This window comes from Olleya sp. UBA1516, assembly GCF_002323495.1.
In the GTDB taxonomy this organism is placed as follows: Bacteria; Bacteroidota; Bacteroidia; order Flavobacteriales; family Flavobacteriaceae; genus Olleya.
Genome location: NZ_DCQO01000022.1, coordinates 1 through 12,035, shown reverse-complemented (window position 1 = coordinate 12,035; position 12,035 = coordinate 1). Strand labels below are relative to the sequence as shown.

The following is a 12,035-nucleotide window of genomic DNA, read 5'->3' as shown; positions in this document are numbered from 1 at the left end:
TTATCAAATAAAATAAGACTCTTATTTTATAAGTATCCCAACACTAATTGTGTGTAGTAATACAGCAATTAGTATTGGGATTTTTTTTGTTTATTGGCTAATAGTAGGTTTCTTTTTACCACTTAAAGCAAGTAAACCCAAAATTGGACCTAAAGCTAAAATCACATAAATTCCGTTGGAAGTAGTCGTTTCAATTAAAGCAGTTAATAATTGTATGCTAATTATAGAGATTGCAAAACCAATACAATTTACAATAGTAAGTGAGGTGCCTTTAAGCTGTGGTGTTGCACTTTCAGCAATTAAAGTCGATAATAAAGGTGAATCGGCAACGACCACCATTCCCCAAAACATTAAAAAACCAACAAATATATTTGTTGAGGTTACTGTAAATAGTAAAGACGAAAGTAAACAGCAAATACAAGATAATAGCAATGCTATAAAAGCAGTCTTTTTAGTCCCAATACGTTGTGCAACATAGCCACTTATAATACAGGCAATGCCACCTAATCCAATAATTATAAAAGATAATATCGGAATATTCAAATCTGCAATACTATGGTTAATACTATATTGTTTAAGTATTATAGGTGTAAAAACCCAAAACGCATATAATTCCCACATGTGACCAAAATAACCAAAAGCAGCATGTCTAAAGTTGTGTTTTTTAAAGATTGTAAAACACGCTTTAAAATTAGTGTGTAAACTAGGTTTACGATAAGGTCCATTTGGTACTAAAAATAAAATTAATAAACCTCCAATTACAGCAAGTGTGGATGTTGTAATTAATACAGACTTCCATGGGTAGCTACTTGTAAAATCTTTTAATAAATGCGGAAAAGCAGTACCAAGGACTAAAGCGCCAACCAAAAAACCAAGTGATTTACCCAAACCTGTATTAAAGTAGTCCGTTGCTATTTTCATACCAATAGGATAGATACCAGCTAAACAAAAACCTGTTAAAAACCTAAGCAGTAATAAGCTTGTTAAAGTATGTCCATTCCAGATAATACCTAAGTTGAAAGTCGCACCAAACAAGGCACTTATAAAAAACACTTTGGATGGCGAAAAGCGATCTGCAATAGTCAAAATAGCAAATACTAGTGTACCAATAATAAATCCAAATTGTACAGCAGAGGTTAAATGCCCTAAAGCACTAAGCTTTAAATTAAAATTTAGGACCATGTCATTAATCACACCATTACCTGCAAACCAAAGTGAGGTACAGCAAAACTGAGCGATGACAATTATGGGTAGTATTAATTTATTGGGTTTCAATGCTAGTAGATGGCTATATTATGGTCTGTTAAGCGAAGTTAAAGGTTTTTAATTGATTTACTAAGTGTGTTTGTGTAGGTTTAGTAGTGTGATTTAGTAATCAAGTTGGCAATATATTACAAATGGAATGTTCATTGGGAATATTTGTAAGTAAAATAAAATTAGCTTTTTATAATACCTATTTTGTGTTGTCGTTACTTGTCTATTCGTTCTAAAATAGCTGCTCTGATATTTTTCAATTCAACTATTCCGAATTGCAAATTTGGAAGATAAGCATTGTATAATTTCTGGTAACTACTTATAACATAACGTCTATATTCTTGACTATTTACAAAATAATCTTGCAGCTCTTCACTGCTATTATCTTTTGTTATTCTTTTGCTTATCCATTCGGGATACCACCTGTAATTATCTCTAAATATATTTACAACTTGGTAGCTTTCGTCAGAAATTTTTTTCTCTATAGTGTTAAGGGTTGTTGAAGTATCATATAATTCAATTAAGTACAACGATAAACTATCTTTTGAAGTGATTGATTTTAAGCGTTCAATACCACCTTTATTCATATTAATTATTGGACCTCCAGCCATTATTCTAGATAATCCATCGTCTAATAAGTCTACTGTTCTAGTATCTAAAATGACAGCATCATAAATGGGTTTAATAGAATCGTAATATTTGATAACGCTTGAAAACTCGCTAATGTCATTATCTAAATCAAGTGCAATCTGATTGTAAATATCTATAATTTCAGATTGTTGCTTTCGGTTCTCATTCCAATTGTTAATCTGTAATGCAATTAAAATTCCAATAACTACAAGTATTATTTCTCCGATTGCGTATTTGATGTACTTTCCCAGTTTTCCTTCTGAAAGTAAATTTTGTCTGATTTTTCTAAAGAATTTTATCATTGGTTAGCGGTTTGTGTTAATGATGCGAAACATATAGATAAGACAAGTTTTTAATTTGCTTTATCGAAGGTTCAGTCAAGTTAATAGTTTTAAGTTTAGAAATCAATACGTATAACTACGTATTTTTCTTACATAAAAAAGTGTAACTTTAAGCCATGCAAGAAGATTTTTTACACTATCTCTGGAAACTTAAAAAATTTGAAACCTTAAATCTCCAGACCACAAAAGGAGAGCAAGTTGTTATCCAAAATGTAGGCACACATAATTATCATACTGGTCCGGATTTTTTTAATGCGCAACTTATAATTGCTGGTCAATTATGGGCTGGCAATGTCGAGATCCATATTAAATCTAGCGATTGGTACGTGCATAATCATGAAGTTGATCCAAATTACGATAATGTAATTTTACATGTTGTTTGGGAGCATGACACACCTGTTTTTAGAAAGGATAACTCAGAAATACCAACCATCCAGCTTAAAAATTATGTGTCTCAAGTAGCTTTAAATAATTATGCTAAGCTATTTAATAGTAAACAAACTTGGATTAATTGCGAAAACACGATTGCTATTGTTAATCCTTTTGTTGTCACAAATTGGTTAGAGCGTTTGTTTTTTGAGCGTTTAGAAAGTAAAGCAAAAGCTATTGAAGCTATTTTAAAAGCTTCTAATAATAACTGGGAAGCTGTTTTGTTTAAATTACTTGCTAAAAATTTTGGTCTTAAAGTTAATGGAGACGCTTTTTTTAGTTTGGCTAACAGCTTTGATTTTTCGGTAGTTAGAAAACAGCAAAGTAATTTACAAAGTTTAGAAGCTTTGTTTTTTGGTCAAGCAGGTTTATTGGATCAGGATATTCAGGAGGCGTATTATATTGCACTACAAAAAGATTATACGTTTTTAAAACAAAAATTTAAAATTGATAATGCTAGTGTTAGTCCGTTTCAGTTTTTTAGACTGCGTCCACCAAATTTTCCTACGATTAGGTTGTCACAATTAGCCAATGTATACCATTTGCACCAAAACGTGTTCTCAAAAGTTATTGCTTCAGATAGTGTTGCGGATATTTATAAATTATTTTCGGTGTCAACCTCACCATTTTGGGAGTCGCATTATACGTTTGACAAAGTATCTTCAGCCAGAAAAAAGCAAATTACAAAGTCTTTTGTGGATCTGTTATTAATAAACACAATCATTCCGCTTAAATTTTGTTATGCAAAACAACAAGGTAAATCTATTGAGGAAGAGATTGTTAGTTTGATGCAACAACTAAAACCAGAAAAAAACGGAATAGTAGATAAGTTTGCTAGCTTAAAAGTGGTTTCGGAATCAGCGTTGGATAGTCAAGCAGTCATTCAGCTTAAAAATTTATATTGCGATACAAACCGTTGCTTAAAATGTGCAATTGGTAATACTATACTTGCACAAAATTAATTATCTTGCAGTATGCAATTTTTATATAAACAGCTACACTATTTTCAAAAACGAGGCTATCACGTCTGTCAGCGTATTGCAGATCGTTTGGGTATTAGAGCCAAAGTAGTGCGCACCTCGTTTATGTATTTAACCTTTGCAACACTAGGTTTTGGTTTTGCGTTGTACTTATTTTTAGCATTTTGGATGCGCATAAAAGATATTGTATACACTAAACGCTCATCGGTGTTTGACCTTTAAATTATGACTAACCCACTAATTACACTTTACAGATCTAAAATATATACTGCAATTGCATTATTAATTATACTATTAGTTATTGGTGTTATTGGCTTTAGATTTATGTCTCACTACACTTGGGTAGACGCTTTTTATATGACAGTAATAACCATAACTACTGTTGGCTTTGGAGAAGTACAACCTTTAGACGATAAGTCTAAAATTTTCACCATCTTTTTAATTTTAAACAGTGTTGTTATTGTAGGTTATGCTTTAACTATTATTACCGAATTTATTTTAAGTAAAAATAATATTGAAGAACTAAAACAAAAGAAAATGCAGAAAAAAATTGATGCACTAAATAACCATATTATTATATGTGGTTTTGGTCGAAACGGTAAACAAGCTGCAACCAAATTATTGGCGCATAAGCAACCTTTTGTAATTATAGAGCGAAACAAAGAGATTATTGAAAAATTTGAAGATGAAAACACACCTTTTGTTTTAGGTAATGCTAATGAAGATGAAATTTTATTGCAAGCTGGAATCACTAGAGCAAGTACCTTAATTTCGGCCTTACCAAATGATGCAGATAATTTATTTGTGGTATTATCTGCAAGACAAATGAAAAATGATTTACGCATCATAAGTCGTGCTTCTCAAGAAACTTCTTACGAAAAATTAAAGCTAGCTGGTGCCAATAACGTGATTTTACCAGATCGTATTGGTGGTGACCATATGGCTTCCTTAGTGGTTGTACCAGATTTAATAGAGTTTATTGATAATCTAGCTATAGTAGGAGAAAGTAATATTAATATTGAAGAGGTACAAGTAGAAAAACTTTACGATCCTAAAACAGGAATCAAGACTATTAAAGACTTAGACTTACGTCATAAAACAGGATGTACTGTCATTGGTTTTAAGGATGGTAATGGTGAGTATATTGTAAATCCTGAAGCCGAATTAAAATTAGTGCCTAACTCTAAAGTTATTGTCCTTGGACGACCAGAACAAATCCAAAAACTAAACACTGTTTTTAGTTTAGACTAATTAATGTATTTAACAAGAATTCTTTTAAAAATTCAGCATTTTTTTGCATCTTGCTAATCTTAACTTAAAATTAACTAACAAATAAATAAATTATGAAGAAATATCTTCTCTCGATGTTTACATTAATATTACCATTGCTAACCTTTGCTCAAGATAGTACAGCAGATAGTATAGACGCTATCTTTAAAAAATATACAGGTTGGTTTGTTGAAGGTATTTTCTCTGAAATTCCTTTTACCGATACTATAAAAATTCCGTGGGTATTAATTGTTCTTATTGGAGGTGCTTTATTTTTTACAATTTATTTCAAGTTTATCAATATTACTGGATTTAGAACTGCAATTAAAGTAGTACAAGGTAAATATGAGGATATTGAAAAACATGGTGTAGACTCATTATATGGAGATCAAACACCAGGTGGAGATATCATTGAAACAATGAAAGCTGAAGGTGCAGATGGAGAAGTGTCTCACTTCCAAGCGTTAACAGCAGCATTATCTGCTACAGTAGGTTTAGGTAATATTGCAGGTGTTGCAGTAGCGCTATCAATTGGTGGTCCAGGTGCAACATTTTGGATGATTATTGCAGGTCTTTTAGGTATGGCATCTAAGTTTGCCGAGTGTACTTTAGGTGTAAAATATAGAGATGTAGGTGAAGACGGAACAGTATATGGTGGACCAATGTACTACCTAACTAAAGGGTTAAAAGAAAAAGGAGCTGGCGGAATAGGTAAAGTTTTAGCTGTACTTTTTGCAATATTTGTAGTTGGTGGATCTTTTGGAGGTGGTAACATGTTCCAAGCCAATCAAGCAGCAGCTCAATTTACAAAATTATTTAATCTTACAGGAGAAAATGCAGGAATGTACTTTGGGATTGTAATGGCTGTATTAGTAGCTATTGTAATTATTGGAGGTATTAAGCGTATTGCATCAGTAACAGAAAAAGTAGTGCCATTTATGGCTGGTATTTATGTATTAGCAGCATTAATTATTTTGTTTGCTAACTTTACGTTAATTGATGATGCGTTTATGGCGATATTTAATGGTGCATTTACTCCATTAGCAGGATTAGGTGGTGTTATTGGAGTAATGATTCAGGGTGTACGTCGTGGAGCATTCTCTAATGAAGCTGGTGTAGGGTCTGCAGCAATTGCACACTCTGCAGTACGTACTAAATATCCAGCAAGTGAAGGTATTGTTGCGTTGTTAGAACCTTTTGTAGATACAGTTGTAATTTGTACTATGACAGCTTTAGTAATTGTTATTACTAATTTTGATGGTGGTTTTATGGAATACGGAGTAGAAATTAAAGAAGGTGTAGAGATTACAGCTACAGCTTTTGATACGGTTATTCCTCACTTCTCAATCGTGTTAACAATAGCAGTTATTTTATTTGCTTTTAGTACAATGATTTCTTGGTCATATTATGGTATGCAAGGATGGGTTTTCTTATTCGGAAAAGGAAAAATTACAGATTTAATTTATAAAATTTTATTCTTATTATTTGTTGTTGTAGGAGCTTCGATTAGTTTAGGAGCTGTTATTGACTTCTCTGATGCTATGATTTTTGCAATGGTAGTGCCAAATATTATTGGTGTAGTTATGTTATCTCCAGTTATTAAAAAGGAGCTTACTAAGTATATGAATGCTATCAACAAAAAAGAAGATGCTATTGAAGATGGTGCAACAGATTTAGTTGATGAAATGTAAAATATAAAAAACATTATAATGACTTTTAAATCCCACTTTCAGTTTTCTAAAAAACAACGAAGTGGGATTTTTTTATTGCTATTAATTTTGATTGTGGTGCAAAGTTTTTATCACTTTGTATTACCAAAATTGATGGATACAAATCCTGACTTTGCTTCAAATGATTCAGAAGTTATTGCATTTGTTAAACAAATAGACTCGCTTAAAGCAATTCAGTTAGAAAAACGTAAGCCAAAGATTTATCCCTTTAATCCAAATTTTATTACCGATTATAAAGGCTATACTTTAGGATTAAGCAATCAAGAGATTGATAGATTGTTAGCTTTTAGAAAGCAAGACAAATGGATTAATTCTGTAAAACAATTTCAAGACGTTACTAAGGTATCCGATTCGGTATTGAACAAAATTTCGCCTTTTTTCAAATTTCCTGATTGGGTAACAAATCCAAAGCCAAAGCAGACTAATTTTAAAACAGGTTATTCAAAAACAGCAAAAACTGAAGCGCAGAAGCTTGATTTAAATTCCGCTACAGCGATACAATTACAAAAAGTATATGGCATAGGACCTTCATACTCTGAACGTATCATTAAGTTTAGGAATAAAATTAATGGGTTTCACTCGTTTATTGAGATGCAACAAGTATACGGATTAACGCCAGAGGTTATAGATAATATTAAATCGGATTTTAGTATTAAAACACCAAGAGCAATTACTAAAATTGCTTTAAATACAGCAACTAAAGAGCAGTTGGTGACTATTAAGTATATTGATTATGAGGTAGCACATAGTATAATTGAAGAACGCACCTTGCGTGATGGGTTTAAATCCATTGACGAATTAACAAAAGTTAACGGTTTTCCTGTTAATAAATTAGAGATAATTAAGTTATCTTTACGTCTAGATTAGAACTTAACAATAACACAACGTATTATGGAAAATATGTACTTCAGTGAAGAGCATAATTTATTTAGAGAAAGCTTACGCGAATTTTTAAAAAAAGAAGTCGTACCTCATATTGATAAATGGGAAAAAACAGGAAGTATAGAACGCTTTATTTGGAAAAAATTTGGCGATATGGGCTTTTTTGGTATTAGTTACCCAGAGCAATATGGCGGCATGGATTTAGATATTTTCTATATGGTTATTTTGCTAGAAGAATTACAAAAAATCAACTCAGCTGGTTTTGCTGCAGCAATGTGGGCACACGCTTATTTAGCAATGACGCATTTAAAAGCAGAAGGTAGTGATGCCATAAAAGAAAAATATCTAACAGCTAGTATTACTGGAGACATGATTGGATGTCTTTGTATCACAGAACCTTTTGGAGGTAGTGATGTTGCAGGAATGCGATCTACAGCTGTTAAAAAAGGAGATACATATGTAATTAATGGATCAAAAACATTTATTACAAACGGAGTATATAGCGATTATTTAGTAGTTGCAGCAAAAACAAATCCAGAAATAGGTAATAAGGGTATTAGTATTTTCTTAATTGATAGAGATACGCCTGGTGTGTCTGCAACTAAATTAGATAAATTAGGTTGGAGAGCATCAGACACTGGAGAGATTGCATTTGATAATGTAACAATTCCAGCATCTAACTTAATGGGAGAAGAAAATAAAGGGTTTGCATACATCATGCAACATTTTGCGACAGAGCGTTTAATTATGGGTGTAAATGCACATGCTAGAGCAGAGTTTGCTTTGGATTACACGATGCAATACATGTCAGAGCGTACAGCTTTTGGTAAAACAATTGACCGTTTTCAGGCATTAAGACACCGTTTAGCAGACCATATTACAGAAGTAGAAATCTGTAAAACATTTAACTATACAATTGCAGATAGATTAGGAAAAGGTGAGTACGTAGTAAAAGAAGCTACGATGTCTAAATTAAAATCTACAAAAGTAGCAGACGAGGTTATTTACGATTGTCTTCAGTTTTTAGGTGGTTATGGTTACATGGAAGAATATCCATTAGCAAGACTATTAAGAGACAGTAGGCTTGGACCAATTGGTGGTGGTACTTCAGAAATCTTAAGAGAGATTATCGCTAAAATGGTAATAGATGGTAAAGATTATAAGCCTGCTACAAAATAATTTGATTAGCTTTTTAGCGAAAATTATTCCAGATTATCGCTAAAATGGTAATAGATGGTAAAGATTATAAGCCTGCTACAAAATAATTTGATTAGCTTTTTAGCGAAAATAAATGTTTATTTTCGCTAAAATAGTAATCTTTAAAAAGATTATGTTTCTGCTAACAAATAATATTTAAAAGTATTTAAAATGAAATTGACTCCGATCAAATCCACAGTAATTATAATATTTTTACTCGTAGGAAGCTTTGCTGTGGCACAAACCGAATTAAAAAATAAAGTTGTAGACTTTATGAGTATGATGCCAATTGAAAACGCAAGTGTTTATATTCAAAACACAACAATTGGTACTATTACAAATGCAGATGGTAAGTTTGTGTTATTAGTGCCTAAAACGTATGAAAAGGATACCATTATCATTTCTTCAATTGGTTTTAAAAGCTACAAAACAACAATAGATCAGTTTGATAACGAGTTTGATATTTTATTAGAGGAAGATGTAGCATCCTTAGATGAAATTTTGATTATCGCAGAAAACAGACCAAAAACTGGAAACGATATTGTACTTAGAGCGCTAGAAAAATTAGAAAACAACCTTCCAGAATTACCTTACTTACAAAAAGGTTTTATAAGACATAAAGAGCGAAATAAAAAAGAATTTAAATGGTTGGTTGAAAGTGCAATTACTTTGTATGACGATTCTAGTTATGTCACAGGAGGAAAAGATAATCTTAAAATAAACGTAGATCAGGTCAGAAAAAGTTACGATTTACGTGATGTAGATAGTTTATTTTCATATGCTACATATTTAAAATATAATGCCAATGTTAATTTAAAACCTAAAAATTTACGAAGAGATACTATCGCTAAATCATCACTAATAAAGTCTATTAAATGGAATGATACTAGAGTAAATGGTTTAGATAATTTGTTTAAAGGAAAACTTAATTTAGTACGTAATTCTAAAAGTCCAAAAGCATTGTTAGGTAAAGATGTGTTAGCAAAACATCAATTTAAATTGGATACGATTTTAGTTGATAACGAAAGAAAAATTTATAAAATTAAGATAGATAAAAGTGAAGATTTTGTTGGTTTAGACACAGAAGGCATTTATAACGAAGGTTATATTGCAGAAGGTTGGATATACATTTATTGGGATAATTTTGCAATTAAAAAAATTGAATATCAATTAAAAGCAGGATCTAATGCCCAAAAAAGTAGAAGTAAAACCTTATTTGATACGCAAATAAACCATAAACTAGTTATATCCTATATGGAATATCAAGATAGAATGTATCCAAATTATATCTATTACGAAACTCCAAAACTTGTCAATGTTGGTTATAAACCCGTAGGTAAAATTGATAAAGAAGAGGAAGCACTTTTTAATAAAGAAGAACGGTTTTATTATACAGTACAAGAAATTTTGTTTACAGAAATAATTCAAGATCAAGAACAAGTACAAGCAGCTTTAAATCAAGACTGGGATTCAGATATTTTTTCTATAAAACCTTACGATAAAACATTTTGGGAAAACTATAATACATTGCTAGAAAGTGAAGAAGACGAAAAGTTAATTAAGGATTTAACTAAACGTTCCACACTTTTTAAACAATAAAAAGCAATTTTTTTTATTGTAAAATATAAATAACTAATTATATTTGCGCCTCAAAATTTTAAAAGAGAGGAGGTTAAGACACTATGTTAATAATTCCAATAAAGGACGGAGAAAATATAGAACGTGCATTAAAACGCTACAAACGTAAGTTTGATAAAACGGGAACTAGAAGAGTTTTGCAAGGTCGTAAGCAATTTGTTAAACCGTCAATAGAAAATAGAGCTAAAATTCAAAAAGCTCAATATGTACAACATTTAAGAGATCAAGAAGCTTTATAAATAGTTTCAATTAATAAAAAAAGCCACTAATTTAGTTAGTGGTTTTTTTATTTTTACACATACCCAAAACAAAAAAGGTATATTTATAAAACTTAAATACTATACGCTTAATGCTACTAAAAGCCTTTTTAGATTACCTGTTGCTTGAAAAAAAATATTCCCAGCTAACTGTTAATGCTTATAAAAAAGATATAGAATCCTTTATTGCTTTTATTTCTAGTGAAGAAGAAACAAATACTATTCAAGAAACTAATTATTCGCAAATTAGATCTTGGATTGTTAATTTAGTTCAAAATGGAATAACCAACAGAAGTATAAATAGAAAGATTTCTGCATTAAATGGCTTCTTTAAATTCCTACTTAAAATTGAAGAAGTAAAGCTAAATCCACTTTCAAAACATAAGGCATTAAAAACAAGTAAAAAAGTTCAAATCCCCTTTTCAGAAAATGAAATTAATACAGTTCTTGATCAAATTAACCACAATCAAGATTTTGAAGGTGTTAGAAATAAATTAATAATAGAATTATTTTACTCTACAGGAATTAGACGTATAGAGTTGATAAACATTAAATTAAAAGATGTTGATTTAGAAAATAAGACAATTAAAATTTTAGGTAAAAGAAATAAAGAACGTATTATTCCTTTGTTAAACATGGTAATGGATAGTGTAGAGATTTATAAGTTAGAAAGAAATAAATTAGAAACTATTACAGATAATGAGTATTTGTTTTTAACAAAAAAAGGAGTTAAAGTATATGAAACTCTTGTCTACAGAATTATAAATGATTACTTTAGTAAAGCTTCAACTAAGGTGAAGAAAAGTCCACATATTCTAAGACATTCTTTCGCTACGCACTTATTAAATCAAGGTGCAGAGCTAAACGCAGTCAAAGAGCTATTAGGGCATTCTAGTTTAGCAGCTACTCAAGTTTATACTCACAATAGTATAGCTGAGTTAAAAAAAGTATACGCAAAAGCACACCCTAGAAGTAAAAAATAAATGTTTAACCACAAAATTTTAAAGTATGAAGGTAAACACGCAGGCAGTAAACTTTAATGCCAATCCCCAATTATTGGAGTTCATCCAAAAACGAATGGATAAACTTGAAATGTACTATGACAAAGTAATTCAATCAGAAGTCTATCTTAAAGTAGAAAAGAGTAGTAATAAGCTTAATAAAATATTTGAAGCAAAAATAAATGTGCCAGGTGATTGCTTGGTTGTTAAAAAGCAATGTAAGACATTTGAAGAGGGGGCAGACATAGCTGTAGCCTCTTTGGAAAGGCAATTAAAAAAGCGAAAACAAAAATTAAGAGAAAATTTTAAAAATATTTCATAAAAATGTTTTGAATAATTAAATAAATATTTACATTTGCAGTCCGTTAGAAATAGCGGGCTTTTTTTAGAAGTAAAATTAGCAGAAAAAAGCCGATGTAGCTCAGCT

At 30.8% G+C, this 12,035-nt stretch carries 12 protein-coding genes; 10 read left to right on the top strand and 2 right to left on the bottom strand.

Annotated features, from left to right (window positions below; translation table 11 throughout):
* Positions 1–90 precede the first annotated feature (90 nt).
* Together B2989_RS14275 and B2989_RS14270 are read right to left on the bottom strand one after the other, a co-directional pair.
* Entirely contained in the window at positions 91–1,275 is a 1,185-nt protein-coding gene (locus B2989_RS14275) for an MFS transporter (protein ID WP_292949781.1), read from the bottom strand.
* Positions 1,276–1,469: 194 nt separating this feature from the next.
* Positions 1,470–2,186, bottom strand: a complete 717-nt coding sequence (locus tag B2989_RS14270) for a DUF6090 family protein (RefSeq protein ID WP_292949779.1) — start codon at positions 2,184–2,186, stop codon at positions 1,470–1,472.
* Positions 2,187–2,341: 155 nt separating this feature from the next.
* Here B2989_RS14270 and B2989_RS14265 point away from each other — a divergent pair, with 155 nt between their 5' ends.
* The 10 genes from B2989_RS14265 (at position 2,342) to hpf (ending at position 11,930) form a co-directional block, all read left to right on the top strand.
* Positions 2,342–3,616, top strand: coding sequence for a DUF2851 family protein (locus B2989_RS14265; RefSeq protein WP_292949777.1), 1,275 nt, complete (start codon positions 2,342–2,344; stop codon positions 3,614–3,616).
* Positions 3,617–3,628: 12 nt separating this feature from the next.
* Positions 3,629–3,856, top strand: coding sequence for a PspC domain-containing protein (locus B2989_RS14260; RefSeq protein WP_292949775.1), 228 nt, complete (start codon positions 3,629–3,631; stop codon positions 3,854–3,856).
* 3 nt (positions 3,857–3,859) lie between these two features.
* Complete coding sequence (locus B2989_RS14255) at positions 3,860–4,885, top strand: potassium channel family protein (protein WP_145002563.1); 1,026 nt, start codon at positions 3,860–3,862, stop codon at positions 4,883–4,885.
* A gap of 92 nt (positions 4,886–4,977) precedes the next feature.
* Positions 4,978–6,594, top strand: coding sequence for an alanine/glycine:cation symporter family protein (locus B2989_RS14250; protein WP_292949773.1), 1,617 nt, complete (start codon positions 4,978–4,980; stop codon positions 6,592–6,594).
* A gap of 132 nt (positions 6,595–6,726) precedes the next feature.
* Entirely contained in the window at positions 6,727–7,500 is a 774-nt protein-coding gene (locus B2989_RS14245; protein ID WP_292949771.1) for a ComEA family DNA-binding protein, read from the top strand.
* 24 nt (positions 7,501–7,524) lie between these two features.
* Positions 7,525–8,694, top strand: coding sequence for an acyl-CoA dehydrogenase family protein (locus B2989_RS14240; RefSeq protein WP_292949769.1), 1,170 nt, complete (start codon positions 7,525–7,527; stop codon positions 8,692–8,694).
* Between the two features lie 189 nt (positions 8,695–8,883).
* The gene (locus B2989_RS14235; protein ID WP_292949767.1) at positions 8,884–10,311 is read left to right on the top strand and encodes a carboxypeptidase-like regulatory domain-containing protein; all 1,428 of its coding nucleotides are present in this window, start codon (positions 8,884–8,886) and stop codon (positions 10,309–10,311) included.
* A gap of 83 nt (positions 10,312–10,394) precedes the next feature.
* Positions 10,395–10,589, top strand: a complete 195-nt coding sequence (rpsU, locus tag B2989_RS14230; protein WP_145002548.1) for a 30S ribosomal protein S21 — start codon at positions 10,395–10,397, stop codon at positions 10,587–10,589.
* A gap of 110 nt (positions 10,590–10,699) precedes the next feature.
* Positions 10,700–11,590 (top strand): tyrosine-type recombinase/integrase, encoded by an 891-nt coding sequence (locus B2989_RS14225; protein WP_292949765.1) that lies wholly within the window; start codon positions 10,700–10,702, stop codon positions 11,588–11,590.
* A gap of 25 nt (positions 11,591–11,615) precedes the next feature.
* On the top strand, positions 11,616–11,930 hold the full coding sequence (gene hpf / locus B2989_RS14220; protein WP_292949763.1) for a ribosome hibernation-promoting factor, HPF/YfiA family: 315 nt from the start codon (positions 11,616–11,618) through the stop codon (positions 11,928–11,930).
* Positions 11,931–12,035 lie beyond the last annotated feature (105 nt).

Coding starts and splice junctions, on each gene's coding strand:
- B2989_RS14255 (WP_145002563.1), top strand. CDS start 3,860: ATGACTAACCCACTAATTACACTTTACAGATCTAAAATATATACTGCA.
- B2989_RS14225 (WP_292949765.1), top strand. CDS start 10,700: ATGCTACTAAAAGCCTTTTTAGATTACCTGTTGCTTGAAAAAAAATAT.
- B2989_RS14235 (WP_292949767.1), top strand. CDS start 8,884: ATGAAATTGACTCCGATCAAATCCACAGTAATTATAATATTTTTACTC.
- B2989_RS14265 (WP_292949777.1), top strand. CDS start 2,342: ATGCAAGAAGATTTTTTACACTATCTCTGGAAACTTAAAAAATTTGAA.
- B2989_RS14240 (WP_292949769.1), top strand. CDS start 7,525: ATGGAAAATATGTACTTCAGTGAAGAGCATAATTTATTTAGAGAAAGC.
- rpsU (WP_145002548.1), top strand. CDS start 10,395: ATGTTAATAATTCCAATAAAGGACGGAGAAAATATAGAACGTGCATTA.
- B2989_RS14260 (WP_292949775.1), top strand. CDS start 3,629: ATGCAATTTTTATATAAACAGCTACACTATTTTCAAAAACGAGGCTAT.
- B2989_RS14245 (WP_292949771.1), top strand. CDS start 6,727: ATGGATACAAATCCTGACTTTGCTTCAAATGATTCAGAAGTTATTGCA.
- B2989_RS14270 (WP_292949779.1), bottom strand. CDS start 2,186: ATGATAAAATTCTTTAGAAAAATCAGACAAAATTTACTTTCAGAAGGA.
- B2989_RS14250 (WP_292949773.1), top strand. CDS start 4,978: ATGAAGAAATATCTTCTCTCGATGTTTACATTAATATTACCATTGCTA.
- hpf (WP_292949763.1), top strand. CDS start 11,616: ATGAAGGTAAACACGCAGGCAGTAAACTTTAATGCCAATCCCCAATTA.